A 25,468-nucleotide genomic window follows, 5' to 3' on the forward strand; every position below is an offset into this window, starting at 1 on the left:
TGGCGGTCCAGCCCAAAGCCCCACCGATCGGGGCTTGCGGGCGGTCCGTTCGGCGCGGCGCTTCTCAGGCGATCCGGGATCCGCCGTCGACCCAGACCTGCTCGCCGGTGACGTAGTCGGCTCCCTCGCTCGCGAGGTAGAGATACGCGCCCGCCAGGTCCGCCGGGCGGCCCGCCCGCGTCGGTGGGGACCGACCGTCGCCGCCCACCGACTCCTCGGCGCGCTCGGACCAGCCCTCGGTGATCTCGGTGGCGACCGGGCCCGGCGCGACGCTGTTGACCCTGATATCGTACTGGGCGAGCTCGAGCGCCGCGCTGCGGGTGATCATCCGGATCGCGCCCTTCGTCGCGGCGTAGTGGGCGTGTTCCCAGTCGGGCATGGTCGACGTCGAGGAGGCGGTGTTGACGATACTTCCCTGTGCGCCGCGCTCGATCATGTCGTTCGCGGCGGCCTGGGTCCCGAAGAAGGTCCCCACGGTGTTGACCTGATGGACCTTCTCGAGATCCTCGGGGCTGACCTCCCGGAAGAGGCGGCTGACGTGGACCCCGGCGTTGTTGACCATCACGTCCACACCGCCGAACTCGTGGGCGGCCTCGACGACCGACTCGATCTCGTCGGGGTCCGAGACGTCCGTCTCGACGTATTCACTCTCGCCGCCGGCCTCGCGGATCGCCTCGTGGGTCGGCCGTTCGGCGTCGCGGTCCTTCGGCTCCGCTCGAACGTCGGCGTTGACGACGGTCGCGCCGGCCTCGCCGAACGCGAGCGCCACCGCGCGGCCGATGCCCGAACTCGCGCCGGTGACGATGACCGTCTCGTCGGTGAAGTCGCCGGTGATGGTACCCATATCTGAACCAGCGGGTCCGACGGGTTAAGCGGCCGCGTTGGGGCTGGTGGGTCGGCGTGGGTGTCGAGTTGCCGGTAGCTTGGGGCTTTTAGCCCGGGGTCCATCACTCCGCGGTGATGCACGCAGCAATCTACCACGGGCCGGGCGACATCCGTGTCGAGGAGGTCGACGACCCCGAGATCGAGGAACCGACGGACGCCGTGGTCCGGATCACTCATACGGCAGTTTGTGGCTCGGACCTCTGGTTCTACCGTGGCCACCGCGAGGAGATGCCCGAGGGCGCGGGGGTCGGCCACGAACCGATGGGGATCGTCGAGGAAGTCGGCGACGCTGTTCGGAACGTCGAACCCGGCGACCGGGTGCTCTCGCCGTTCTCGATCTCCTGCGGCGAGTGCGAGTTCTGCCGGAAGGGCCTCCAGACCTCGTGTGTCAACGGCTACGGCTGGGGTGGTGACCTGACTGGGGCGCAGGGCGAGAAGGTCCGCGCGCCGCACGCCAACGGCACGCTCGTGAAAGTCCCCGAACGCTACGCCGACGACGAGGACGTCCTCGAATCGCTCCTCCCACTGACGGACGTGATGTGTACGGGCCACCACGCGGCCGTCAGCGCGGGCGTCGAGGCGGGCGAGACGGCCATCGTCGTTGGCGACGGCGCGGTCGGGCTGTGTGGCGTGCTCGCCGCGAAACGCCTCGGGGCCGAGCGCGTCATCGCGATGGGCCACCACGAGGATCGGTTGGAAATCGCCGAGGAGTTCGGTGCAACGGAGGTCATCTCCTCGGAGGGCGAGGAGGCCATCGAAGAAGCCACGGAGACGACCTACGGCGGGGCGAACCACGTTCTCGAATGTGTGGGGATGGAGTCCTCGATGGAGACCGCGGCGGAGGTCGCGCGTCCGGGGGGCACCATCGGCTACGTCGGCGTGCCGGCCGGTGTGGAGACCACCGACTTCGTCGCCACCATGTTCGGGAAGAACGTGGGCCTCGAAGGCGGCGTCGCGCCGGTGCGCCACTACGTCGACGACCTGATGGCCGACGTGCTCCAGGGCACCCTCGACCCCTCGCCGGTCTTTACGAAGACCGTCGACATCGAGAGCGTGCCCGAGGGCTACGAGGCGATGGACGAGCGCGAGGCGGTGAAGGTGCTGGTCAAGAACGAATAGAGCCAGAAAGTCGTTTATCTATCTCCAGACCTTGATTTATTGATGTTAGCACAGCATGAACCTTCAGCGGATAGCCGACGAAGTTATCTCGTGGCTCATCGCCCACGGTTTTCAGCCTAACAATCGAGAGTGGGTGGGGCTAATCCTACTCGTGGCGTTTGCAGCATTCATTATCTGGAACACTCAATCACGTTCAGCACTGCTTTCGGCAATTAAGACGGCCACTGGCCGCAAATTGCTCGCCCTTTGGGCGATCTACACTCTGTGGATAGTATTGTTCGTGCTGGTAGCAGATGTGGTTGGTATCTGGGATCCAGTATTGACAAAGGATACCTTTGTCTGGGGAGTGTCCTCTGGTCTTGTACTACTGGGGAGTTTTACCGACGCTACAAAGGTTAGCTATCTCAAGGCCAAAGCCACGGAAATTGTCGGAGGAATCGTGGTAATCGAATATTTCATGAATTTGTCGCCCTTCTCGATTCCGATCGAGCTTGTTCTGCAAGTTGTACTGCTAATCGCCATTGCTCTTCCGGCCGGTGCAAGCAATTCTCAGGAAGAAGAGATCGCATCTAAAGTAAGACTATGGACTTTGACCATCGTATCGGCTGTCGTGGTGATCCATACCTTACGAACTGCCGACGTGTCGTGGGGTGCGGTAGATTGGCAGCTATCTGTCGTCAAGATGGTTCTGCCTATGTTGTTGGGTCTGTGGATCTTGATACTCACATTTCCACTCTCGATCTACGCAGCCTACGAAGAAGTATTTCTTCGGATAGATATCTGTAGGAGTGATAACTCAAAAGCGTGGAGAGCAAAAATTGGCGTCGTGTTAGCGTTAGGTATCCGGCTCGGACTAATACGAGAAGCAGCGAAGGGAGGGGGTATGGCGTACGATGTAGCTCACACGAACTCCGTTGGCGCTGCTTACGAGGAGGCTAAACGCCACAGGTTAGAAAATGAGCGCTGAGCAAAATTCACTCGAAGAAGTAACTATTCTGGTCAGTCAGCGTGCCCGTCGAGCGCCTCGTCGACCAGCGCGGTGACTTCCTCAACGACATCTTCGTCCGCGGGCTGATGCGGAAAGCGAACGTGCCCGGCCGGCACGCCGCGGTGGGCCATCGCGGCCTTGAGACCCGGAACCCCGTGCTTCGCGGTGATCGCCTGATTGAGCGCGACCAACTCAGAATTGAGCGCGCGGGCGGCGGCGCTGTCGTCGGCTCGCTGGTGATACACTTCCACGAGGAGGTCCGGGACCACGTTGGCGAGCGCCATGACGCCGCCGTCGCCCCCGGCGTCGAGCGCCGGTGCGAGGAGCGCGCCAGTTCCAACGAGAAGGTCGAAGTCCGACCCAGCTAAACGGCGCTCGCGCTGGAACGCGATCATGTCGCCGGTCGAGTCCTTCATCCCGGCGACGTTCTCGTGGTCGGCCACCGCCCCGACCGTCTCCGGGTCGAGCGAGACGCCCGTCTTCGCCGGCACGTTGTAGAGGTAGATCGGGGGCGGGCTCTCGTCCGCGAGCCGACCGTAGTACGCCGCCAGCGCCGCCTGGTCGTGGTCGAAGTAGTAGGGTGTGACGACCAGCGCGGCGTCGGCTCCAGCCTCGGCCGCCCGCCGTGTCTGTTCGCGCGTCTCCTCGAGGCCCGGATGGCCGGTCCCGGCGAGCACGGGCACCGAGACCTCGTCGACGACGATCTCGGTCACTTCCGCCCGCTCGTCGAGGGTCATGAGCTCCGATTCGCCGTTCGAGCCACACGGCACGACGAAGTCCACGCCGCACTCGACCACCCACGACGCGACCGCTCGAAGTTTCGATTCGTCGATCCCTCCGTCCTCGTCGAACGGCGTCACCAGCGGGACACCTACACCTTCCATATTTCACCCCTCGTCCGCCCCCGCTATAGCACTCGTGGCTGATCCTCCCTCGAAATCACTCCCCGTCGTCGTCGTTCTGCTCTACGGCCGGATCGTGCTTCTCGTACCACTCGGTGAGCTGTTCGAGCCGGTGGAGCGCGCGGTCCGGGTGGGTGACGTTGTGGTGTTCGTCGGGATAGACCACGAGCTTCGCCTCGACGCCCTGCTTGCGGGCGCTGACGTAGAGCTGTTCGGACTGGCTGGGCGGACACCGCCAGTCCTGCCCGCCGGCCATCACCAGCAGGGGTGTGTCGATGTTTCCGGCGTCCCGGATGGCGGAGGCGGCGTCGTAGGTCTCCTTGGCCTCCCACGGCAGCCCGAACTCGTTGACGAGCCCGACCTGGGTGTCGTCGGTCCCGAAGACCGACCGGAGGTCGTAGATACCGTGTTCCGGCGCGGCGGCGGTCAGGCAGTCGGTCTGGGTCACGAGGAACCCCTGTGCGATGCCCCCGTAGGAGACCCCGCGGCCGAACACCCTGTCCGGATCGGCCCAGCCCCGCTCGCAGAGCGCCTCGATACCGGCGGCGATGTCCTCGACCTCGACGGTGCCCCACTGCCCACGGAGCTCCTCGGCGAACGCCCGCCCGTAGGAGGCCCCGCCGCGGTAGTTCGGACAGACCACGACGTAGCCCCGGCTCGTCCACGCCGCGTACTCGAAGCTGAACTCCGGCGTGTCGTAGTGGACCGGTCCACCGTGGATCGAGACGACCAGCGGATGGGGCTCGGGGTCCTCGGGATCGAAATCCGATGGCAGGTAGGTGATCGCGTCGATGTCGTGCCCGGCGCTCTCGTAGCGAACCCGCTCGCAGTCGGGGAGCGGGTGTTCGTCGAGCAGCTCCTCGTTCACCGCGGTGAGCGCCTCGAAGGCGTCCCTACCATCGTTTTCGAGGGCCGAGAGGCTCGCGGCGTGGAGATCCGCGCCCTGGGAGGGATGTGTCGACAGCGCGACCAGCGTTCCCGCGGCGAGGTCGAACGTCTGGAGGGTCCGGTGCTCGACCGAGTCGGGGAAGACCCGTTCGGCGGGCGTACCGTCGGGGTGGGCTCGAACGAACCGGACGTCGGCCTCGTCGGCGATGGCCGCCAGCACCGTCCCGTCGTCCCACCGGAGCGGCGCTTGCCGGGTGGGTCGCCGGTCCAGGTCGGTGGTCAGCGAGTCGTAGTCGTCGCCGTCCCACACGTAGATCTGACCGGGAACGGCGCTGTTCTCGGGGTCGCCCCCGACGAACGCGAGCCGGTCGCCGTCGGGGTGCCACTCCGCGCCGCCGACGACCAGGTCGCGCTCGGTGAGACGGCCGAGGTCGGTGCCGTCGGGCGCGACGGTGTAGAGGTCCAGCACCGCGTTGTCGTCGGGCCGTTCGGTCCGATTCGAGAGGAAGGCGATCCGGTCGCCCGCGGGGCTCCACGTCGGCTGGAGGCCGCTCATGGGTTCGTAGGCCCCACCGCCGTAGGCGTCGTCGAGGCGCGTCGACTCGCGGGTCTCGACGTCGACCACGAAGAGGTAGCTCGTCACCGAATCCAGCCAGCCCGCGCCGTCGGCCTTGTGCTGGAGGCGGTCGGTCTCGATCGGTCCGTCCCCTTCCCGGCGGGCGTCGAGATACTCGCGTTCCTCGTCGGTCGGGTCGCGCGCCGAGACCACGACCCGCTCGCCGTCGGGCCCCCAGTCGAACTCCCGAACCCCCTCGTCGCGGTCGGTGACCTGCCGCGCGTCGCCACCGAGTTCGAGGTCGAAGACCCAGACCTGGGACTTCGGTTCGTCGCCGTCCCCGTTCGACTCGACCTCGTCATCGTCTTCGTCCGAATCGCCTGCCGCGACCGTCAGTCCGACGTCGCGCTCGCGCGCCGCGAGCACACCGAGTTTCGCGCCGTCGGGGCTCCACTGCGGCGACCCGGCACCCGAGGCGCGGGTCAGTCGGTGGGGCGGTCGGCTCCCGTCGGTCGGCACCACGAAGACCGAGCTGTGACGTTCGTCGTCGGCCCGACTCGACTCGTGGGCGACGAACGCGACCCGGTCGCCGTCGGGCGAGAGCGCGACTCCCGTGATCGTCGTCACGTCGTAGACCGCATCGAGCGGTATCGGGTCCGTCATCGTGGATCGTCACCACACCACGGATATCACGCTGTCCCTTCGCCGACACCCTCCGGCGACACGCCACGACGATTCGACGTCGATCCCGCGACATCTCGGCAACCGCTCCGGAGCCGACCCGAGTCCACAGTAGCCCTCCCGAGAGAAGGGAGCGTAGCTTCAAGTCGCGGGCATCGAACGGTCGGCTGTAATGGCCCAGTCCTTCCACCCACGGGTCCGTCGACCCGTCACTCGCGCTCTCGCTCCCCATGTCTCGGTCTGAACCCTCCCCATCGGCCGACGGCGAATCGCTCCACCGGGCGTACATTCTGGGTGTTCGGATCGTCGAGTGTCACCCGACCGACGCCGACGGGGTCCGATACCGGTTCGAGGCTCCACACCACACGGGGATCACCTTCGAGAACCCGGAGACGGCCGAACTCTACGCCGACGTCTACTTCGACGTCAACGGCTTCGAGGAGGCCGGCACCGGTGACCGAGGTGTTCCGCCCGAGATCATCCAGGCCGGCCGCGACACCCTCGTGGCGTACTTCCTGACCCAGCCCGGCGTCGACGTCAACTGGGTAGCGTCGTTCTACGGGGTGAAACCGGAGAAGGTCCGGCGGTACGCCTCCCGGGTCGAAAAGCGCGCGGCTGGGATCCGGGAGGGTGCGAAAGAGCACGGTATGGAGTAGTCGACGGCCGGTTTTCGTTCTCGACGTACTGATTCACGTGCTCGTCGTCCGATGCCGAGTCTCGACCGTCGCACTCGCGAGCGAACGGACCACTATGTAGCCCTCATAGCCGTTCGTTCGGAGAGGTATGTCTCCGGTGTTTATGCCGCGAAGCTACTTCCCTCGGGCCTTTGCGTGGTCATCTGCATGGTCGAATTCACGCGACGGAAGCTGATGGCGACGTCAGTCGCGGCCACGCTCGGTGCCAGTGTGGTCGGCACGGCGAGCGCCGCGCACTCTGAAGAAGTGGAGGAGACGGATACGCCGGGGGCCCCGAGCGTCAAGGGCGAACTCAAGCGTTTCTCGACGACCGCCTTCGGGGCCGAGGTGACGGGTCCGTTCGTCTTCGACGACGGTGGATTGCTCTATAGCCTCCAGCACCCGAGCGAGGAGAACCCCGAGCCGTTCAACCGGTCGGGTGTCGGCTACTTCAGCGGTTTCACCTTCGACCTCGACGGCGACAACGACGACTTCGAGGAGGTCTCGACACCCCAAACCGAGGACGAGCAGGGGCGCGTCCGGTCGGGTAACGGCGAGTACACGCTGCTCGCACAGGGCCGCGAGCCGATCAACGGCGGCACGGAACGCCTCGGCGTGACTCAGACGCCCGATGGCACCGACATCGTTCGAGCGGACACCGCCGACGCCGAATCCAACCGAGAGAACCAACCCTACTTCGCGGGCACCCAGTACGGCCTGGCCGCGAGCAACCCCGACTGTAACCAGTTCGTCCCCACGGACGACGGCACTGCAGGATATCTCTTCACCAACTGGGAGAACAGCCCCGGGAACATCTCCCGGATCCCGATCAGCCAGAACGACGACGGCGAGTGGGAGGCCGACCTGGAGAACGCGATCAACCTCGCGAACACCGACGCGCTTCGTGACCTCGGCGGCACGCGCATCAACTGCTACGGCGACCTCAGTCCGTGGAACACGATGCTCTCCTCCGAGGAGAACTACGCCCACCCGCGCGTCTCGCTCACCCACACGGTGGGCGACATCGTCGAGGCCGGCAGCGGGAAGGACCTCATCGGTGGCTGCCAGTTCTGGAACCGGCCGAACCCCAACGGGATCGGCGAGGCGATCGTCGAGTACTACGGCGAGGACGAGGCGTTCGAGCCGCAGGGCTACTGGGCGCTGACGGGCGTCGAGTTCCTCGCGTACTACCTGGGTGCCGAGCAGGTCGACCAGCCCGACGCCGACCAGCCCGACGAGGAGACGCTCAGCGACACGACGCCGATCGGCGACGTCTACCCCAACCCGTACCGCTACGGCTACCACGTCGACGTCCGCGAGCCGACGGCCGACGAACCCCAGCCGGTCAAGTACCACGTGATGGGCCGGGCGGCGTGGGAATCGCCGAACGTGCAGGCCGACGAACGAACCGTCTACGGCTGTTCCGACGGCGACAGCAAGGGTATCTACAAGTTCGTCGCCGACGAGCCGATCCCGAGCTACGAGGACCCGATGGACGTCGCGGGCACCCTGTACGCCCCGAAGATCACCAACGACGCCGCCTCCGCGGCCGAGGCCGGCACGCGCAACTCCCCGGCGAACACCAATCTCGAAGTCGAGTGGATCGAACTCGGGCACGCGACCAACGCCGAGGCCGAGGCGTGGATCGCCGAGTACGACGACGTGACCCAGGAGGACTACCTCGCGCACGCCGAGACCGACTGGCAGGACGACCCCGAAGCGGCGCTCGAAGAGGCCGACAAGGAAGTCATCGAGAACGGGAACCGGAACTACATCACCAACGAGGAGATCGTCGAGTGGGCCGCCCAGTACGAGGCGAACGGCCCGAACGGGGTCGACGAGGACCTCCGGAAGGTCCCCTTCCTCGAGATGCGAGCGGCCGCCAAGGAGATCGGGGCGTCCATCGAGTTCAACAAGGCCGAGGGCGTCGACAGCGTCGACGGGGCGCAACCGGGCGACTACGTCTACTTCGGGATCTCCGAGTTCAACGACGACATGGCCGACAACACCGGCGACATCCGGATGGACCGCGTCGACGGCGGCGTGGTCTACCGCGCGGAACTCGAGGACGACTACAACGTCTCGACGCTCGAACCGGTCATCGTCGGTCCCGACTTCACCGACCCGCCCGCGGACGCCGACGACGCGCTCCGCAACGTCGACAACGTCTACGCGATGGACGACGGCCGGCTGATCTGCTGTGAGGACGGCTTCGGCGGTCCCGCCCGCTCGTACCCCAACGACGGGCTCTACGTCTACGACCCCGACCCCGATGGTGAGAGCGGTGACGGGGACGACGCGGGCTTCCACACCCCGCCGGCGGACGACCCGCTGAACGCCCGCTTCCGGGATTGCTGTGCCAACACCGTCGACACGCCGCCGGAGAACGGGATCCTCAACCTCGACCTCGTCTACGGGGCGTACAAAGGGCCGTACGACGTCGAGATCACCTCGCCGGAGCTCTCCGCCGCGGAGCTCGACGAGATCGTCTTCGACAACGCCGACGACGACCGGCACGACCTCACCCGCGACGACATCGTCGGGATGGACTTCTCCGACGTGTCGGCCGGCGAGTACGAGTTCACCATCAGCGTCGTCGACGCGGACGCGACGGCCACGGTCTCCCTCGAAATCGCCGAGGACTGAGCACCAGCCCGTCGACGCGCCTCGAAACTCTCACTTTTTGTGTTCACGAGTGGGACCGAGCGCGGCGACGTCCATCGATCCGTCGGCCATACCTCGACGAACCCCCCGGGTATCGGATAACGTCGGGGGCGAACCGATGCCGTCAGGAACCGCTCCCGTCAGCGGCCGCTGGGCGGACCCGACGCTTCGATCCTACGCGATGGATTCCGACAACCGTTTTAGTCACCGGCCGTTGCCTCCGGTAATGGGTAGCTGTATCATCTGCGGCACCTCCACGGATGGCCACATCTGCGAGAGCCACCAGGAGGACGTCGTCTTTGACTTCGAAGGATCGCACGCCAACCAACTCACCGCCGGCCGCTTCTACCGCGGCTCCGTCGACGGCTTCGCCGACTTCGGCGTCTTCGTCGACATCGGCGACAGCGTCACCGGGCTCCTCCACCGGAGCGAACTCGACAGTCGGCTCGAAAGCCTCGACTGGGACTCCGGCGACGAGGTCTACGTCCAAGTTACGGATGTTCACGACAACGGCAACGTCGACCTCACGTGGTCGATCCGCCAGTCCGACCGCGAGTTCCGGGGCGCGCTCGTCGACACCCCGGAGGGCGACGAACTCCCCGCGGAGGCTGACGACCCAAATGAAGACGCGGCTGCCGGGCGTCCGGTAGCCGACACCGCCGACGAAACCACGGAGACGTCGACCGCCGACGCGGAATCGACGACCACCGAGACGGAACCGACGACCGACCGGACCCGCGCCGACGGCGACAGCCCGGTCGAGACGACGTCGACCACCGATACAGTCGGTTCGACGGCCGATGCCGACGGTTCGACTGCCGATGCGGGCGGCGCGCAGCTCGTCGACCCCGAACCGGAATCGACCTCCGAGACCGACTACGAGACCGTTCGCACCGACGACCTCGACGAGCACGTCGACGACCCGGTTCGTATCGAGGGCGAAGTCGCGAGCGTTCGCCAGACGGGCGGTCCGACGGTGTTCACCCTCCGCGACGAGGCCGGAACCGTCGAGTGTGCAGCCTTCGAGGAGGCGGGCGTTCGAGCGTACCCCGGCATCGAGGCCGGCGCGTTCGTCGCGGTCGAGGGCCACGTCGAGCGCCACCGGGGCGGTCTGCAGGTCGAATCCGACGACCTCTCGGTGCTCGACGAGTCGGGGCGCGAGGCGGTCGAGACGCGGATGGCGGACGCGCTCGCCGCGGAAGCCGAGGTCGAGTCGGTCGACCTCCTCGCCGAGGACGGCGTGGTGGCGGACCTCGCGGACGAGATCCGCGACCTCGCGGGGACGATCCGACGTGCGGTGTTGGAGTCCCGACCCGTCGTGGTGCGCCACGACGCGAGCGCCGACGGCTACCTCGCCGCGGCGGCCATCGAGCGCGCGACGTTGCCGCTCGTGGAAGCCGAACACGCCCGGAGCGACGCCGCCTACCACTACTTCGACCGGCGGCCGCTCGCCGAGGGCGTCTACGACATGGATTCGGCGACGCGCGACGTCACCACGATGCTCGACGCCCGCGAGCGCCACGACGAAGCGATCCCGCTGTTCGTCTTCTGCGGCGTCGGCGGGACGAGCGCCTCGGCCGACGGCCTCTCGCTGCTCTCGGTTTACGACGCCGAGCGCGCGGTGCTCGACGTCGGTGTCGAGAAACGGGCGGACGTAGACGCGTTCGTCGGGACGGACGGGGACGGGACCACGACGGCCGCGCTCGCGGCGAACGTCGCGGTCCACATCGACCCCGAGGTCCGCGAGGACCTCGCGCACCTGCCGGCGGTGAGCTTCTGGGAGCACACCCCGGCGGCCTACGCCGACCTCGCGAACGAGGCGGGCTACGACGCCGAGCGCGCGCGGGAGGTCCGCGAGGCGGTCGCGCTGGTCGCGAACTACCAGTCCTACGAGGACAAACGCGAACTCGTTCGCGATCTCGTCTTCGAGGGTGGCGAGGCGCTCGCGGCGGCCTTCGCCTCGCGCTTCCGAACCAAGCGCGACGCCGCCATCGAGACCGCGCGCGCTCACCTCGACTACCGCGAGACCGACGCGGGGACGATCGGCGTGCTCGACACCGACGCGTTCACCCACCGTTACGACTTCCCGCCGACCGCGCTGCTCTGTGACGAACTCTATCGTCGAACTCGCGAGGCGGCTTCGGTCCTGGTCGGTGTCGGCGAGGACGAGCTGTTCGTCCGCGGCGACGTGGACATCCACGCCATCGCCGAGGAAACCGCCGAGCGCGTCCCCGACGCCGACGTCTCCGTTGGCGCGGCGCGCGACGACCGGTTGGAGTTCCTGCTCGGCGAGCGCGATGCGGTGCAGGAAGCGGTCATCGACGTCGTCGCCGAGCAGATCTGATCCGAGGCAGTTCTTCCGAACACACTGCTTTCGACGGCGATCCGTTCGAGGGCTCGATTCTCGTGCTTAGACCGAATACGGATCGGTATCGGTGTTCAACCGGTCGACTCCATCGACGCTATCGAACCCATCGTCGAACGAGTAGATGTATTCGGTCTCTGTTGTTCGAGCGTACGCGACGAGGACCGAATCCACGAACGAGAGATGGGCCTGCGCCTCGTACACACCGAGGCCAGCGGTCCAGACGTCGTCATCCGTTCGCCGGATCTCGAATCCGGCACTCGCTCGAAGCATCGAGAGTGCCTCGATCGTCTCGTCGTGGGCGATATCTAACGTCAACGCGTTCATCGTCTCGGCGAGGACGAAATCGAGCACGACGCAGACGGGAAGCGCCCGACTGTCGGCACCCCTGACGATCGCCAGACCCTCGTCGTGAAACTGATCACGTCTCTGAAACGCGCCGTACAGCACGTTGGTGTCGACGAGCGCGTGCTGGGCCATACTACTCCTCGCCGGCGTCGAATTCGCCCGCGGGTTCGAGACCCGCGTGGTCGTGGTCGAGGGATTCGTGTTCGCCCTCGAAGCCGTCGAAATCCGCGAAGACCCCGGTTCGCTGACGAACGACCTCCACGGAGAGTTCACCGTTCTGCCACCGCCAGCGGATCGTATCGCCGTCCTCGATGTCGGCCCGTTCGCGGATCGACGCCGGGATCGCGGCGCGGTCACCGGAGACAGCGCTTTCGCCGACCGCCTCGGTACCCGCGTCCGATTCGCTCATACGGGAACGTTGTCGATGCAGGTATCTATCTTTTGTCGTGGCTGTCGTCCGTGCTGTGTTCCTGCTCGGTGAACGCGATGCGGTCCAGGAAGCCGTCGTCGAGATCGTGGCCGAGCAGGCGTAAGGCTCGACCGACCGCAATTTTGCCTGCGAGAAGACATATTTCACTTACACCGGGCTAGCATTCGATTTATACCGGCAATTATCGTACATCCACCTATGTCCGTGAGATGACTCGAACCGGGTCACATATCTCAGAAGGATACGGGAGGTGAAATCAAAATGGCATCAGTCAAATCACAGATGCGTCGCGAAATGAAGAAAGAGGGGCGGCGACAAATCCGAGAGTACAAAAAACAACTCCGGAAACGGGGTGTTCCGTCTAAAGAACGAAATCGGTTGGTTCGAGAGTTCAAGAAACAGCTCCGAAAGCAGCGGCGGAAAGTGCTCAGAAACGTCTGAGCATTAACTCGGGATTCTCGGAATAAACGAACTACGAAACTTCGAAAACACGCAACGTATCGCGTTTCGTACGTTCGGAAAACCGCTGGACGAGTCCGAGGTCGGTGAATATCCCCTTCCAGTTCCGGTAGTAGAGCGGGAAGTCGTCGTTGACGTAGTTCACGTCGCCGTGGTCGTCTGAATCGTCCCCCTCGTTCTCGACGGTGACGAGCAGGTCCGCCGTGACGCGGGCCACCTCCTCGAAGACACCAGTGTTCTCCGGCGGGACGTGCTGGAGGGTCTCGACCGAGTAGACCACGTCGAAGGCGTCGTCGGGGAACTCGGGGAGGACGTCTTCGATCGCGCCGGTGTGGAACGTGCCCGCCGCGGCCAAGTCGGGGTACCCGTCGGCCATCGCCGCGAAGGACTCGTCGTTGATGTCGATGCCCGCGAGGTTCGAAAAGCCCGCCTCCTGGAGGTGGGCGAGGTGTCGACCGGCGCTACAGCCGAGTTCGAGGATCGTCGCGTCCTCGGGGACGGCAGCCGTACAGACTTCGGCGAGGCGTTCGCTCGTCGCGTTCGGGCCCAGGTGTGCGTAGTACGCGGGTGAGAACTCCCCGGAACGGCCGGCCCAGCAACGGTGGTTCTCGGCCGGATCCATACCCCGCCCTTCGGCGAGGGTAGTTAAATACTCGTCAGGATCGAGTGGTGTCGGCGGCGGTCGAGATTACCAGAACTTCAGGTTGTCCTTCACGGCCTCGCGCTTCAGCTCCTGGATGTGCTCGGTCAGCGGGATGTCCTTCGGGCAGACCTCCGTACACGAGAACTGGGTCTGGCACCGCCAGACACCGTGTTCCTGTTCGAGGATGTTGAGGCGGTGTTCCTTCAGGTCGTCCTCCTCGCGCTCGTCCATCGCGAAGCGGTAGGCTTTGTTGATCGCCGCCGGGCCGAGGTACTTGTTGTCGCCCGCCGCGATGTTGCACGAGGACTGGCAGGCACCACACCAGATACAGCGCGTGCTCATCTTGATCTTCTCGCGGTTCTCGCGGCTCTGGAGCTGCTCCTCGCCGTCGGGGGTCTCGCCCTGGAAGTAGGGTTCGACCGCGTGCATCTGGTCGTAGAAGTGCTCCATGTCCACGACTAGGTCCTTCTCGACGTCCTGGTGGGGCAGGGGTTCGACCCGGACGGTGTCGGCGTCGAGGTCCGCGATCTGGGTCTGACAGCCGAGGCGCTGCGAACCGTTGATGAACAGCGCGTCGGAGCCACAGACGGCCTGGCGACAGGAGTGCCGGAAGGTCAGCGTCGAGTCGTAGTGGTCGCGGGCGTAGATCAGGGCGTCGAGCACCGTCATGCCCTGCTTGAGCGGCACCTGGAACTCGTCGAACCGGGGTTTCGTCTTGCCCTCGACCTCGGGGTCGTAGCGGTAGACGACGAGGCTGACGTGCTCACCTTCCTCGTCGGCGGCCGACTCCGCGCGCGCCTCGCGCTCCTCGGCGTCGACCCGCTTGCGTTCGAGCCGGCGTTCCTGCGGGGAGTCGCCCTGTTCGCTCTCGGCGTCCGATTGCTGTATCTGTGTACTCATTGGTTGTGTCGGTTAGCTCATTCCCGTCATCGCGAGCGCGAGCCGAACGCCCTGGATTATCAGTGCCGCGCTGGCGACCACCAGCACGCCGGCGACGACCTTCTTCTGGGTTCCGTCGAGGCCCTGGTTCACGAGCGCGTTGTAGACCCCGTTGACACCGTGGAAGGTCGCGGTGATCAAGAACAGGATCATCGTCGCGAAGTAGCCCACCTGGCTCATCCGGGCGCTCGACCCCATGAGGGTGATCTCGTAGGCGTGGTTCACGAAGTGGAGGAGCATGAAGTGGAAGGCGAGCACGACGATCAGGAACGCCGCCGTGACCCGCTGGAGGAACCACCGCCAGCCCCGTCGGTCGAACGAGGAGTACTGTTCGGCCATCTAGAAGGCCCCCGAGAGGAAGGTTGGGACGCTGGCTACGGCGATGATCCCGGTCAGGACCAGCGACGCGTAGAAGCTCTTGTCCTGGGATTCGAGCCCGACCCCCAGGTCGACGAACAGTAGTCGAATGCCGTTCAGGATGTGGAAGGCGGCCACCGCAAGCAGGCCGACCTCGAGGATGCGAACCAACAACAGCCCCTCCAGACTCTGGAGGGTCGTGTTGTAGGTGTTCGCCCCCGACATCGCCGTGCTCAGAACCGAGATGTGGACGAAGAGATAGCCGATCAGCACCCAGCCCGTAAACTTATGAAAAACCCAGGCCCACATCCCGGCGGAGAACTCCCGCCACCGGCCGAAGTCCTCCACGAGGCCCCGTTTGTACGACTGACTCATGCGTTCGGACTCTCGTACCCGCCGGGTTTAGTCGTTACGTACCCGGCACACGTTCCGTCGGGATCGCGTTCGCAACCACTAAACCCGACTCGATCCTGATCCACGCAATGGACTGGACCGAGACGTACCGCCCGTCGACCCTCTCCGAAGTCCGGGGCAACAACAAGGCCCGCGACGCCCTCCGGGAGTGGGCCGAGACCTGGGAGGACCACCGCGAGGCGGTCATCGTCCACGGCGCGCCGGGCGTCGGCAAGACCAGCGCGGCCCACGCACTCGCGAACGACATGGGCTGGCCGACCATCGAGCTCAACGCCTCGAATCAACGGATGAAAGCCATCATCGAGCGGGTCGCGGGCGAGGCCGCCAAATCCGGCACCCTCTCGGGCGGCAGTGCGGGCCGGCGGCTCGTCGTGATGGACGAGGCCGACAACCTCCACGGGAACGTCGACCGCGGCGGCTCGCGCGCGATCACGAGCCTCGTGAAGGAGGCGGGCCAGCCGATGATACTCATCGCCAACGAGTTCTACGAGATGTCGAACGCGCTCCGGAACGCCTGCGAGACCATCGAGTTCCGCGACGTCTCGGCGCGCTCGATCCTCCCCGTGCTCCGGGACATCTGCCGTCAGGAGGGCGTCGAGTACGAGGACGACGCCCTCGAAGCCATCGCCGAACAGAACTCGGGGGATCTTCGTGGCGCAGTCAACGACCTCCAAGCGCTCGCCGAATCCACCGAGAGACTCACCGTCGACGACGTGGTGACCAGCGACCGCGACCAGACGACGGGGATCTTCGACTTCCTCGACGCGCTGATCAAGGAGGAGGACGCCGAGGGCGCGCTCCGGATGTCCTACGACGTCGACGAGACGCCCGACGACCTCATCAACTGGATCGAGGACAACGTCCCGAAGGACTTCCATGGAGCGGAACTCGCCGACGCCTACGACAACCTCGCGAACGCCGACCGCTGGCTCGGTCGGGTGCGCGCGACCCAGAACTACTCCTACTGGCGCTACGCGGGCGACGCGATGACCGCCGGCGTGGCCGCCTCGCGCCGCGAGCCGAAAGGTGGCTGGACGCGCTACGGCCCGCCGAGCTACTGGTCGAAGCTCGGGCGCTCGCGCGGCACGCGCGACAAGCGCGACTACATCGCCCAGCGGATCGCCGAGACCGCCGGCGTGAGTATGGCGAGCGCGCGCCGCGAGGTCATGCCCTACCTCGCGACGATGACCCACCACTGCACCAACCGGGAGCTGACCGTGGCGATGACGGCCCGCTACGACCTGGAGGCGAAACACGTCTCGTTCATCACCGGCAGCGGCGAGAGCACCAACAAGGTCCAGTCGATCGTCGAGGACGCGGCCCGGCTCCGCGAGGAGGCCGCCGTCGAGGGCTCACAGGGCGCGTTCGAGGGCGCGACCAGAACGGACGACGACCCGCTCGCCGACGACCCGAACGAGGGTGACGAACCGGACGACGTCGACGAGCCGGAAGCCGAGGACCCCGCCGAGACCGAAGCGGACGACTCTCAATCCGGCCTCGCGGATTTCTACTGACCCCGCCACCTGCGAGCTTTTCCCCCACCCACGCGAGATCCGGCCATGCGTGCCGCAGTCCTCACCGAGTACGGCGAACCGCTCGACATCCAGGAGATAGACGACCCCGAACCCGCGAGCCACGGGGTCGTCGTTGACGTCGAGGCCTGCGGGATCTGCCGGAGCGACTGGCACGCCTGGCACGGCCACGGCGAGTGGGCCGACGACCGGGTCCCGCTGGGGCAGGTCCTCGGCCACGAACCAGCAGGCGAAATCGTCGCGGTCGGCGACGAGGTCACGGCGCGCGCGGTCGGCGAGCGGGTCGCGGTGCCGTTCAGCCTCGGCTGTGGCTCGTGTCCCACCTGCCACAACGGTCACGGCAACGTCTGTGCGAACGACCGTGCGCTCGGGTTCGAAGCCGACGCTCCGGGGGCGTTCGCCGAGCGGGTCCACGTCCCGAACGCCGAGTACAACGTCACGCCGCTCCCCGACGGTGTTTCACCGGTGGCGATGGCGGCGCTCGGCTGTCGGTACGTCACCGCCTACAACGCGCTCGCGCGCCGCGCCGACCTGCAGGCCGGCGAGTGGCTCGCGGTCGTGGGCTGTGGCGGGGTCGGTCTCTCGGCGGTCCAGTTGGGCGCGGCGCTGGGCGCGCGGGTGATCGCCGTCGACCTCGACGAGGCCGCACTCGCCCTCGCGACGGACCTCGGCGCGCGGGCGGCGGTCGACGCGACCGACGATCCAGTGAGAGCGATCCGCGACCTGACGGACGGCGGCGCACACGTCGCGCTCGACGCCCTCGGGAGCGCCGAGACCTTCCGCACCACCATCGACTGCCTCCGGCGGCGCGGCCGGCACGTCCAGGTCGGGCTCACGGGTGAGGCCGAACGCGGTGAAGTCTCACTCCCGGTCGACGAACTCACGCGCAACGAGATCGATCTCCTCGGAGCCCGCGGCCTCTCGCCGACGCGCTACGGCGACCTCTTCGACCTGCTCGCAGGTGGTGAGATCGACCCCGGCGAACTCGTCACTCGTGAGGTGAGTCTCGACGAGGTTTCGGACCGACTGGCGGCGATGGACGAGTATGGAGTGACGGGGATCGAGGTCGTCACCGACTTCTAGAGGATCTTCGAGAGGAACTGCTGGGCGCGGTCGGTGTCGGGGTCGGCGAAGAAGCGTTCGGGCTGGGCGGTCTCGACCACGCGACCTTCGGACATCAACACGACCCGGTCCCCGACCTCGCGGGCGAACCCCATCTGGTGGGTCACCACCAGCATCGTCATCCCCTCCTCGGCGAGCCCGCCCATGACGTCGAGTACTTCCCCGACCAACTCGGGGTCGAGCGCGCTCGTCACCTCGTCGAACAGCATGACGTCGGGCTCCATCGCGAGCGCGCGGGCGATGGCGACGCGCTGTTGCTGGCCGCCCGAGAGCTGGCTCGGATACGAACCGGTCTGGTCCGAGAGCCCGACGCTGGCGAGGAGCTCCTCGGCGCGCTCGGTGGCCTCTCCCTTCGAGATCCCCTTCACCTTCCGCGGCCCGAGCGTGACGTTTTCGAGCGCGGTCTTGTGCGGGAAGAGGTTGAAGCTCTGGAAGACCATCCCGATGCGCTGGCGGAGCCGGTTGATGTCGGCGTCCGGGGCCGAGATCGCCTCGCCCTCCAATCTGATCTCGCCCGACTGGATCTCCTCCAGTCTGTTGGCACACCGCAGCAACGTCGACTTCCCGCTGCCGCTCGGGCCGATCACCACACAGACCTCCCGGTCCTCGACGTCGAGGTCGACGTCCCGCAGGACGTGGGCGTCGCCGAAGTACTTGTTCACGCCGTCGAACTCGAGGATCGGCGTCGACGGGGTGCTCACGAGTTCCCTCCGGCGGGGTCGGCACGGCGTTCGAGGTAGCTCACGACCCGGCCGAGCGGGATGGTGATCATGAGGTAGGCGACCGCGACGATCACGATCGGGGTCCAGGGGTCGAACGTGTTGCTGTTGACGTTCCGGAAGGCGCTGATGAGTTCGGGGACCGCGAGCACCGTCAGGAGGGAGGTGTCCTTCACGAGGATGACCTGGTCGTTGCCGATGGCGGCGAGCGCGTTGCGCCAGGCCTGCGGCAGGACCACCTCGCGCATCGACTGGATGTACGAGAGCCCGAGCGACCGCGCGGCCTCCATCTGTCCGCCGGGCACCGACTCGATCCCGCCGCGGATCGCCTCCCCGATGTAGGCCGCGTGGTTCAGCGTCAGCCCGATGATGGCGGCCGGAACCGAGAAGTCGGAGAAGGGGAACTGGCCGGCCGGCCAGAGCGTCGGCACCCCGAAGTAGATCACGAACAGCTGGAACAGGAGGGGCGTGCCGCGGAAGAACTCGATGTACCCCCGCGCGACGTTCCGCGTGAAGCCGGTCCGCGAGACCCGCCCGAGACCGACGAAGACGCCGGCGACCACCGACAGCACCGAACTGATGACCACGATCTTGAGCACCGTGATGAAGGCGTCCGTGAACTGCGGGTAGACCACCTCGATCAGGAGTCCGAGGTCGACCTGGAAGACGACGATGTAGCCGATGAACACCGCGATCAGGAGCGTGAACAGCCCCGTGACCACCATCCCGACCCACTTCAGGGTCGTGTCGTTGAACAGCCGGCTCTCGGCGGCCCCGTGCGTCGCGTTCGTTTGCGTGTCGGCCATTGCGGGGAGTTAGCAGGAGGCAGTGATAGGTGTAGGTGGTTTAACTGTCGAAGTACTCGTTGTAGATCTCGTCGTAGGTGCCGTCGTCGCGGATGGTCGAGAGCGCCTCGTTCACCCGCTTTCGGAGCTCGTCGTCGTTCTGCCGGAACGCGATGCCGTACTCCTCGACGGTGAGGGTGAGGTACGACGGCGCGTTCTTGCCCTGGTTCGCGGCCTCGCCGTCGCCCTCGACGAACCGGACCGCGTCGGAGTTCTCGTTGACGAACCCGGCGTTGACGGTGTTGTCGTTGATGACCGCGGCGACCTGGTTGTTCATCAGCGCGCTGAACGCGTCGGGGATCTGGTCGTAGCTCTCGATCGAGAGGTCGCCGCCGAACTCCTCCTTCAGCTCCGCGGCGGCGTCGGCCCCGGTCGTCCCCTTCTGGACGCCGACCGTCTGCCCCTTGAGGTCGGACTTCCCCGAGATATCGCTGTTCTGGAGGGTGATGATCGTCTGGTAGGCCGTGAAGTAGGGGTCCGAGAAGTCCACCTTCTTCGCGCGGTCGTCGTTGATCGTCATCGCGCTCATGATCACCCGGAAGTTGTTGTTGTTGAGCGAGGGGATGATGCTGTCGAACGAGGTGGCCTGGAACTGCGGGGTCATCCCCAGCTGCTCGCCGAACACCGCCTTCGCGATGTCGACGTCGAACCCGACGAGCTCGTCGTCGTTCGTCCGGTACTCGAACGGTTTGTAGGGGATGTCCGAGCCGATGGCGATGCGCTGTTGGTTGTTCGACCCGCCGCTCTCGTTGCCGCTCGCCGCGCCGCCGGACCCGTTCCCCGCCGCGCCGCTGCCGTTCCCGGCGCTGCCACTTCCGTTTCCACCACCGCTGCCGCCGCTCCCGCCCTCGCTGCTGTTGTTTCCGCCGTCGCCACCACCGATACACCCCGCAAGGGAGAGCGCCGCGACCCCCGCACCGGTCGCCTTCAGATAGCCGCGCCGCGTCGCCGAGCGATCCTTTACCATACCCCGTCTGGGGAGATGAGGCTTTTCACTCTTTCGTCACGGACCGGCATTCGGGCCGGGTTCCTCGTGTTCCCCGCCGAAAGAACGAACGAACCCGCACGGCGGGCGGGTCTTTCCGGATGAACGGTCGGTCGGGCGTCGGCGGACGACTCGGATCGGGGGTCGGGTCGCGCGAAGCGTCGCTCGGCGGTCGAGCGTCGATGGCGGGTCGATGAAAAGCGGAGGTGTCTACGCGACCGTGTAGCCCTTCTCGCGAAGGAACTCCTCGATCCGGCCGGTGTGGTTGCCCTGAAGTTCGATGGCGTCGTCCTCGATGGTGCCGCCACAGGCGAACTTGGATTTCAGGTCCGAGGACAGACTCGACATGTCGACGTCCTGTGGGTCGAACCCTTCAACTATCGTTACCTCCTTTCCGTATCTGCGCTCGTCGATGCGGATGGTGATCTGCTGGGACTCTCGCGCCACGTCTTCGCAGACGCAGAGTTCCTGAGGCAGGCCGCACGTCGAGCAGACTTCCGACATTACACTGGGAAATATGAAGTCATCGTATTAAATACTGTCGGGACCTCGCTCGCGCCGATTCCGGCGGAACCGACCCACCACCGGGGTGCGCTCGGCCACGAGCTGGTCGACCAGCCCGGCGGCCTCGTCGGCGTCGGCCCGGCTCACCTCGCCGGCGTAGTGGGCGCGCTCGAAGATCTCGCCGACCCGCTCGACCCGCTCGTCGGTGCTCACGACCGCGAGGTACTCCCGCGGGGTCTCGCCGGCCCGCCGGGGTCGGTGGTCGCGCGCGAGGAGGTATTCGAGCCGGTCGAACGACCGCTCGACCGCCGCCGCCGGCGTGCCACTCGGGTGGACCCGGAGCCAAAGTTCGCGGTAGAGCCGTTCGAGCACGCCGGTCCGGTGGGCGGCGGCCGCCAGCCCGACGAGCACGACCAGCACGAAGAGGAGTTCGCGCGGCGACGGCGAGGGGAGTTCCAGGTCGAAGCTCGCTGCCCCGTCGCCGGAATCGGCCGCACCGCCCGTGGTCGTGGTGTTCGTCGCGTTCGTCCCGTCCGGCCCGTCCCGGTTCGCGGCCTGTTGGAGCTGGTCGTCGACCCCGGCTGGAGCGCCGTCGGTCGTGTTCGAGTCGTTCGGGGTGGTCGTCTCCGTCGGCGTCGCGCCGACCGGTGTTGGTGTCGGCGTCGGCGTCCACTCGCCCGCTTCGGAGCCGTTGACGTCGACGTTCGAGTCGTTCCCCGCACGGGCGTCCTCGAGGTTCGACTGTTCGACGGCGCTTCGCGGCGCGGCCGGCGTCGGGTCGAACTTGACCCAGCCGGTCTCGGGGAAGTAGACCTCGACCCAGGCGTGGCTGTCGTAGCCACGGACCACCCACTCGTCCTCGGCGACCCGCTGGCCCTCGGTGTAGCCCGTCACGAACCGCGCCGGGATGTCCTGACTCCGGAGCATCGTCACCATCGTGGTGGCGAAGTACGTACAGTAGCCCGCGTCCATCTCGAAGAGGAACGCGTCCGCGATGTCGCCGTCGGGCCGGTCGACGTCGAGCGAGTAGTTCTTGGTGGTCTCCAGCCACCGCTCGACCGTCCGGGCGGTGTCGTAGGGGTTGTCGGCGTTCGCGGTGACGCGGTCCGTTCGGGTCGCGACCCGGTCGGGCGTGCTCTCGGGGAGCTGGGTGTACTGGCTCGCGACCTCGTTCGGGTAGGCCGTCCCGGCCGCCCGGAGCTGGGCCGGCGTCGCGTTCGGGCGCTGGCTCTCGACCGCGTAGGTCGTCCCGTTCCCGAGCTCGCCGTCGGGCTGGAGCCCGCCGAGCGCGGTCACGCTGGCGTCGTCGGCGACGTCGCCCGAGAGCTCGGTCGGCTTCCACGCCGCCGGCAACACACCGACCTCGGACCTGAGCTCGTAGGTCTGGTCCACCTCGGTGGTGTTGCCCGGCGGGCCGGCGAGCGAGCCGTCGTAGGGGTCGCTGCTCCCTGTCTTGACCCACCCCTGTCCGGTATAGCGGTCGTAGCCCGCGACGCGCCAGTAGTCCTCCCGGTCGCTCTCGACGGTGAAGCGGACCTTCGGCGAGAGGGTGATCGCGCCCTGGACGTTCACCTCGTCGCCCGCCGAGAGCAGCCCACCCTCGATGGTCGAGGCCCCGCTCCCGTCGCCGGCCCCGGAGGTGACGAGCGGCTGGGAGGTCCCACCGGGGACCACGCTCAGGAACGGCGCGACCACGACCATCGCCGCGAGCACCACCACGAGCGTCTCGGCCTGTCGCGCGCTCCCGCCGTTGCGGTCGAGTTCGCCGAAGCCGACCACACCGGCCGCGCCGGCGGTCCCCGCGAGCACTGCCCCGATGCCCGCGTCGCCGGTCAGGACGAAGAAGCCGAGCGCCGCGCTCCCCACGGCCGCCGCGCTCACGTAGTGCCGCCGGAGCGAGAGATACCAGACGAGGAACGTCGGCGTGGGCGCGAAGCCGACCGCCCACGTCCCGGCCGCCATGATCCGGAGCACCGAGAGCCCGGTCAGCAGCGCGAGGATGTCGGTCTTCACCGCGTCGAGCGACTGGAGCAGGAGCGCGCCGTTCGGCACCGCCTGGATGTAGCTCCAGATCCCGGCCCCGAACAGCACGGCCGCGAGCACGACCGCGCCGGCCGCCGGCAGGAAGCGAGCCAGCACCGTCGCCGCCACCAGACTCCCGGCGACGAACAACCAGAGCGTGTCGGTGCCGCCGGCGACGTCGGTGACGGCCGTGAGCACCCGGAGGATCGACCCGATGAGGACGAGGGTCGCGGCGAGCGCGAGCGCGCGACGCGAGCGCGGCCCGAACCCGACCGACAGCCGCCGATCCGAGCGCTCGTCGTCTCGGTTCTCGAGCGTGCTCACGAGACCACCCCGGCGTCGGCCGTGGGTTCGATCCGGGGGCCGGCGAGGTCACTGAAGGCTATCTCGCGGTTCTCGACGGTCACGCGCGTGCCACCGGCGTCGGCGACCACCCGGACGTCGGCGTCGCGCTCGACCCGTCCCGGCCCGGTCCTGGCGAGCGCGGCGAGGACGCGTTCGCGCTGGGATTCGCCGCCGTCGCGTTCGACCTCGGTCCCGGGGAGCGCGAGGCCGACCGCGAGCCCCGCGTCGAGCAGCGCGGTGACGACGCTCGCGGTCGCCGCCGCCATCTCGTCGTCGTAGCCCGCGACCGCCTCGGCCGCGACCGTCAGCCCCGTGACGTCGCTCGCGGTGTCGAACTCCATCACCACGAGGTCGTCGCGTTTCGCGCTCGACGCCCAGTGGATGTCACGCAGGCTGTCGCCCGGGACGTACTCCCGGAGTTCGTCGAACTCGTCGCGCTGGTCGACGGGGTCGGGCGCGCCGAGCGCACCGCCGGCCCCCGCGACCTCGAAGAGCGGTGGATACACCAGGAGGGGCGTCCGTTTCGGGTAGTCGTACGTCGTCGTCCAGAGCCCGAGCACGTCCGTCACTTTCAGTGTCGCCGGCCCGAGCCGCCGTTCGCCACGGGAGCCGAGCCGGACGTCGTACTCGACGGTGGCCGGCAGCCCGCGCTTCGCGCTCGAAAACGAGCTCTCGAGCCCGTCGCCGACGGTTTCGGTGATCCGCCCCGACAGCGCGTCGCCCCCCTCGACGGTGAGTTCGACGGCTCGAATCTCGTCCGGAAACCCGGGTGCGGGTCGGCTCCGGCGGACCGTCGGCCGGTCGGCGAGAACTAACTGTATCGCCCCCGCGACGAGCGCGACCAGCGCCGGTACCACCACCGCGTTGAGCGAGCGCGCGCCGAAGCGGACCGCGAGCCAGACCGCGAGGCCGCACAGCCCCGCCACCGCGACCGCCCGGCGGGTGGGTCTCATTCGACGCGAACCGTCGAGAGCGCCGTCCGAACGACCTCGCGACCGGTCTCGTCGGTGCTGGAGACCGGTCGGATCCGATGGGCGAGCGTGACCTCGGCCTCGCGCTGGACGTCGTCGGGCGTGACGTACTCCCGACCGTCGAGCGCCGCCCGGGCCTGGCCGGCGCGCAACAGCGCCAGCGACCCGCGGGGGCTCACCCCGAGCTGGGCGTGTTCGCGGGTGTAGTTCGCCAGCCGCGTGACGTACTGTCTGACGGGGGCTTCGACGGTGATCTCAGCGACCGTGGCGCGCGCCCCGCGGAGCTGGTCGAGGCTGGCGACGGGGTCGAGGGTCTCGATCGGGTGGGTGCCGGCGACCCGCCCGAGCATCGCGGCCTCGGCGTCGGGCGAGGGGTAGCCGAGCCGGAGGCGCTTCATGAACCGGTCGACCTCGGCGATCGGGAGCTCGTAGGTCCGGTTCCGCTCGACGGAGTTCTGCGTGGCGATCACCGTGAAGGGCTCGTCGAGCTGGTGGGTGGTGCCGTCGACCGTGACCTGGGTCTCCTCCATCACTTCGAGGAGCGCGCTCTGGGTCTTCGGCGGGGCACGGTTGATCTCGTCGGCGAGCACGACGTTCGCGAACACCGGCCCGGGCCGGAACTCGAACTCGCGCGACTGCTGGTTGAAGACGTTCACTCCCGTGACGTCGGCGGGCAGGAGGTCGGGCGTGAACTGCACCCGGGAGAAGGAGGACTCGAACGAGCGGGCGACCGCACGCGCGAGCATCGTCTTGCCGACTCCGGGGACGTCCTCCAGCAGGACGTGCCCGCGCGCGAGCATCGTGGTCACGATGTGTTCGATCGCGTCGTGGCTCCCGACGATCACGTCCTCGACGTTCTCGATCACGGTCCGAGCGAGGTCGCCGACCTCCTCGACCGAGAGCTGGCGGGTCGGTTCGGCGCGGGCGGTTCGCGGGCGGCTGGTATCGGTGTCGATGTTCGCGTCCGTCATGGATTGAGAGAGCGGGCCGAGGACGGGCGTTCGCGCCGACCCATTGACACGTTTGTGGGGTTGAGCGCTTGTAACGTTACTGTTTCCGTGTGTCACTGCCGCATGGAGGGCTATAGAGCGCTCCCGAGTCGGCGTCGGTG

General features: G+C 67.2%; 23 protein-coding genes. 7 read left to right on the plus strand and 16 right to left on the minus strand.

From position 1 onward, the window contains the following. Positions 1-64: 64 nt before the first annotated feature. Entirely contained in the window at positions 65-844 is a 780-nt protein-coding gene (locus tag GT355_RS01250) for an SDR family NAD(P)-dependent oxidoreductase (RefSeq protein ID WP_160132818.1), read from the minus strand. 116 nt (positions 845-960) lie between these two features. On the opposite strand from GT355_RS01250, the gene GT355_RS01255 reads away from it, so the two are divergent. Both GT355_RS01255 and GT355_RS01260 read left to right on the plus strand, forming a co-directional pair. After that, positions 961-2,004: a zinc-dependent alcohol dehydrogenase family protein gene (locus GT355_RS01255; RefSeq protein ID WP_160132819.1), complete on the plus strand. Its 1,044-nt coding sequence runs from the start codon at positions 961-963 to the stop codon at positions 2,002-2,004. Between the two features lie 55 nt (positions 2,005-2,059). Further along, positions 2,060-2,971 carry a hypothetical protein gene (locus GT355_RS01260; protein ID WP_160132820.1) on the plus strand — a complete coding sequence of 304 codons (912 nt, stop codon included), beginning with the start codon at positions 2,060-2,062 and terminating at the stop codon, positions 2,969-2,971. Positions 2,972-3,003: 32 nt separating this feature from the next. On the opposite strand, the gene GT355_RS01265 is transcribed toward GT355_RS01260, so the two are convergent. Together GT355_RS01265 and GT355_RS01270 are read right to left on the minus strand one after the other, a co-directional pair. Beyond that, a complete protein-coding gene (locus GT355_RS01265) occupies positions 3,004-3,876 on the minus strand; it encodes a dihydrodipicolinate synthase family protein (protein ID WP_160132821.1) in 873 nt (290 codons plus the stop codon). 55 nt (positions 3,877-3,931) lie between these two features. Then, a complete protein-coding gene (locus GT355_RS01270; RefSeq protein WP_160132822.1) occupies positions 3,932-6,001 on the minus strand; it encodes a S9 family peptidase in 2,070 nt (689 codons plus the stop codon). 248 nt (positions 6,002-6,249) lie between these two features. On the opposite strand from GT355_RS01270, the gene GT355_RS01275 reads away from it, so the two are divergent. From GT355_RS01275 to GT355_RS01285, 3 genes are all read left to right on the plus strand, one after another. Next, positions 6,250-6,675 (plus strand): hypothetical protein, encoded by a 426-nt coding sequence (locus GT355_RS01275; RefSeq protein ID WP_192927940.1) that lies wholly within the window; start codon positions 6,250-6,252, stop codon positions 6,673-6,675. 186 nt (positions 6,676-6,861) lie between these two features. Then, positions 6,862-9,339 (plus strand): alkaline phosphatase PhoX, encoded by a 2,478-nt coding sequence (locus GT355_RS01280; protein WP_192927941.1) that lies wholly within the window; start codon positions 6,862-6,864, stop codon positions 9,337-9,339. Positions 9,340-9,583: 244 nt separating this feature from the next. After that, positions 9,584-11,701 carry an OB-fold nucleic acid binding domain-containing protein gene (locus GT355_RS01285; RefSeq protein WP_160132824.1) on the plus strand — a complete coding sequence of 706 codons (2,118 nt, stop codon included), beginning with the start codon at positions 9,584-9,586 and terminating at the stop codon, positions 11,699-11,701. Positions 11,702-11,767: 66 nt separating this feature from the next. Here GT355_RS01285 and GT355_RS01290 read toward each other — a convergent pair whose 3' ends face one another. The 6 genes from GT355_RS01290 to sdhC all read right to left on the minus strand — a co-directional run bounded on the left by GT355_RS01290 (position 11,768) and on the right by sdhC (position 15,273). Beyond that, complete coding sequence (locus tag GT355_RS01290) at positions 11,768-12,202, minus strand: type II toxin-antitoxin system VapC family toxin (protein WP_160132825.1); 435 nt, start codon at positions 12,200-12,202, stop codon at positions 11,768-11,770. 1 nt (position 12,203) lies between these two features. After that, on the minus strand, positions 12,204-12,479 hold the full coding sequence (locus GT355_RS01295; protein WP_160132826.1) for an AbrB/MazE/SpoVT family DNA-binding domain-containing protein: 276 nt from the start codon (positions 12,477-12,479) through the stop codon (positions 12,204-12,206). A gap of 493 nt (positions 12,480-12,972) precedes the next feature. After that, complete coding sequence (locus GT355_RS01300) at positions 12,973-13,581, minus strand: class I SAM-dependent methyltransferase (protein WP_160132827.1); 609 nt, start codon at positions 13,579-13,581, stop codon at positions 12,973-12,975. Between the two features lie 66 nt (positions 13,582-13,647). Continuing rightward, entirely contained in the window at positions 13,648-14,502 is an 855-nt protein-coding gene (locus tag GT355_RS01305) for a succinate dehydrogenase/fumarate reductase iron-sulfur subunit (RefSeq protein WP_160132828.1), read from the minus strand. 12 nt (positions 14,503-14,514) lie between these two features. Beyond that, on the minus strand, positions 14,515-14,880 hold the full coding sequence (locus tag GT355_RS01310) for a succinate dehydrogenase hydrophobic membrane anchor subunit (protein WP_120071312.1): 366 nt from the start codon (positions 14,878-14,880) through the stop codon (positions 14,515-14,517). Then, on the minus strand, positions 14,881-15,273 hold the full coding sequence (sdhC, locus tag GT355_RS01315; protein ID WP_120071311.1) for a succinate dehydrogenase, cytochrome b556 subunit: 393 nt from the start codon (positions 15,271-15,273) through the stop codon (positions 14,881-14,883). Positions 15,274-15,380: 107 nt separating this feature from the next. Here sdhC and GT355_RS01320 point away from each other — a divergent pair, with 107 nt between their 5' ends. Both GT355_RS01320 and GT355_RS01325 read left to right on the plus strand, forming a co-directional pair. Continuing rightward, positions 15,381-16,826, plus strand: coding sequence for a replication factor C large subunit (locus GT355_RS01320; RefSeq protein WP_160132829.1), 1,446 nt, complete (start codon positions 15,381-15,383; stop codon positions 16,824-16,826). A 45-nt stretch (positions 16,827-16,871) separates the two neighbouring features. Beyond that, positions 16,872-17,927 carry a zinc-binding dehydrogenase gene (locus GT355_RS01325; RefSeq protein ID WP_160132830.1) on the plus strand — a complete coding sequence of 352 codons (1,056 nt, stop codon included), beginning with the start codon at positions 16,872-16,874 and terminating at the stop codon, positions 17,925-17,927. On the opposite strand, the gene GT355_RS01330 is transcribed toward GT355_RS01325, so the two are convergent. The 7 genes from GT355_RS01330 to GT355_RS01360 form a co-directional block, all read right to left on the minus strand. Continuing rightward, on the minus strand, positions 17,924-18,667 hold the full coding sequence (locus GT355_RS01330) for an amino acid ABC transporter ATP-binding protein (protein ID WP_160132831.1): 744 nt from the start codon (positions 18,665-18,667) through the stop codon (positions 17,924-17,926). The two genes, GT355_RS01325 and GT355_RS01330, sit on opposite strands and share 4 nt — an antisense overlap. Next, positions 18,664-19,491 (minus strand): amino acid ABC transporter permease, encoded by an 828-nt coding sequence (locus GT355_RS01335; RefSeq protein WP_160132832.1) that lies wholly within the window; start codon positions 19,489-19,491, stop codon positions 18,664-18,666. The genes GT355_RS01330 and GT355_RS01335 overlap by 4 nt, the downstream gene beginning before the upstream one ends. Positions 19,492-19,531: 40 nt before the next feature. Then, positions 19,532-20,497 (minus strand): basic amino acid ABC transporter substrate-binding protein, encoded by a 966-nt coding sequence (locus GT355_RS01340; RefSeq protein ID WP_160132833.1) that lies wholly within the window; start codon positions 20,495-20,497, stop codon positions 19,532-19,534. Between the two features lie 228 nt (positions 20,498-20,725). Continuing rightward, positions 20,726-21,019 carry a stress response translation initiation inhibitor YciH gene (gene yciH / locus GT355_RS01345; protein WP_007691839.1) on the minus strand — a complete coding sequence of 98 codons (294 nt, stop codon included), beginning with the start codon at positions 21,017-21,019 and terminating at the stop codon, positions 20,726-20,728. A gap of 27 nt (positions 21,020-21,046) precedes the next feature. Next, the gene (locus tag GT355_RS01350) at positions 21,047-23,365 is read right to left on the minus strand and encodes a transglutaminase TgpA family protein (RefSeq protein WP_240145684.1); all 2,319 of its coding nucleotides are present in this window, start codon (positions 23,363-23,365) and stop codon (positions 21,047-21,049) included. After that, a complete protein-coding gene (locus GT355_RS01355) occupies positions 23,362-24,339 on the minus strand; it encodes a DUF58 domain-containing protein (RefSeq protein ID WP_160132834.1) in 978 nt (325 codons plus the stop codon). The genes GT355_RS01350 and GT355_RS01355 overlap by 4 nt, the downstream gene beginning before the upstream one ends. Continuing rightward, positions 24,336-25,328, minus strand: a complete 993-nt coding sequence (locus GT355_RS01360) for an AAA family ATPase (protein ID WP_160132835.1) — start codon at positions 25,326-25,328, stop codon at positions 24,336-24,338. The genes GT355_RS01355 and GT355_RS01360 overlap by 4 nt, the downstream gene beginning before the upstream one ends. Positions 25,329-25,468: the final 140 nt, after the last annotated feature.

It is taken from the genome of Halococcus salsus, assembly GCF_009900715.1.
Taxonomy (GTDB): Archaea; Halobacteriota; Halobacteria; order Halobacteriales; family Halococcaceae; genus Halococcus; species Halococcus salsus.

Bases quoted from the DNA above. Each gene is read 5' to 3' on its own strand.
- sdhC (WP_120071311.1), bottom strand. From the start codon at position 15,273: ATGAGTCAGTCGTACAAACGGGGCCTCGTGGAGGACTTCGGCCGGTGG.
- GT355_RS01265 (WP_160132821.1), bottom strand. From the start codon at position 3,876: ATGGAAGGTGTAGGTGTCCCGCTGGTGACGCCGTTCGACGAGGACGGA.
- GT355_RS01285 (WP_160132824.1), top strand. From the start codon at position 9,584: ATGGGTAGCTGTATCATCTGCGGCACCTCCACGGATGGCCACATCTGC.
- GT355_RS01270 (WP_160132822.1), bottom strand. From the start codon at position 6,001: ATGACGGACCCGATACCGCTCGATGCGGTCTACGACGTGACGACGATC.
- GT355_RS01250 (WP_160132818.1), bottom strand. From the start codon at position 844: ATGGGTACCATCACCGGCGACTTCACCGACGAGACGGTCATCGTCACC.
- GT355_RS01320 (WP_160132829.1), top strand. From the start codon at position 15,381: ATGGACTGGACCGAGACGTACCGCCCGTCGACCCTCTCCGAAGTCCGG.
- GT355_RS01280 (WP_192927941.1), top strand. From the start codon at position 6,862: ATGGTCGAATTCACGCGACGGAAGCTGATGGCGACGTCAGTCGCGGCC.
- GT355_RS01355 (WP_160132834.1), bottom strand. From the start codon at position 24,339: ATGAGACCCACCCGCCGGGCGGTCGCGGTGGCGGGGCTGTGCGGCCTC.
- GT355_RS01340 (WP_160132833.1), bottom strand. From the start codon at position 20,497: ATGGTAAAGGATCGCTCGGCGACGCGGCGCGGCTATCTGAAGGCGACC.
- GT355_RS01260 (WP_160132820.1), top strand. From the start codon at position 2,060: ATGAACCTTCAGCGGATAGCCGACGAAGTTATCTCGTGGCTCATCGCC.
- GT355_RS01360 (WP_160132835.1), bottom strand. From the start codon at position 25,328: ATGACGGACGCGAACATCGACACCGATACCAGCCGCCCGCGAACCGCC.
- GT355_RS01295 (WP_160132826.1), bottom strand. From the start codon at position 12,479: ATGAGCGAATCGGACGCGGGTACCGAGGCGGTCGGCGAAAGCGCTGTC.
- GT355_RS01290 (WP_160132825.1), bottom strand. From the start codon at position 12,202: ATGGCCCAGCACGCGCTCGTCGACACCAACGTGCTGTACGGCGCGTTT.
- GT355_RS01335 (WP_160132832.1), bottom strand. From the start codon at position 19,491: ATGGCCGACACGCAAACGAACGCGACGCACGGGGCCGCCGAGAGCCGG.
- GT355_RS01325 (WP_160132830.1), top strand. From the start codon at position 16,872: ATGCGTGCCGCAGTCCTCACCGAGTACGGCGAACCGCTCGACATCCAG.
- GT355_RS01300 (WP_160132827.1), bottom strand. From the start codon at position 13,581: ATGGATCCGGCCGAGAACCACCGTTGCTGGGCCGGCCGTTCCGGGGAG.
- yciH (WP_007691839.1), bottom strand. From the start codon at position 21,019: ATGTCGGAAGTCTGCTCGACGTGCGGCCTGCCTCAGGAACTCTGCGTC.
- GT355_RS01310 (WP_120071312.1), bottom strand. From the start codon at position 14,880: ATGGCCGAACAGTACTCCTCGTTCGACCGACGGGGCTGGCGGTGGTTC.
- GT355_RS01255 (WP_160132819.1), top strand. From the start codon at position 961: ATGCACGCAGCAATCTACCACGGGCCGGGCGACATCCGTGTCGAGGAG.
- GT355_RS01305 (WP_160132828.1), bottom strand. From the start codon at position 14,502: ATGAGTACACAGATACAGCAATCGGACGCCGAGAGCGAACAGGGCGAC.
- GT355_RS01275 (WP_192927940.1), top strand. From the start codon at position 6,250: ATGTCTCGGTCTGAACCCTCCCCATCGGCCGACGGCGAATCGCTCCAC.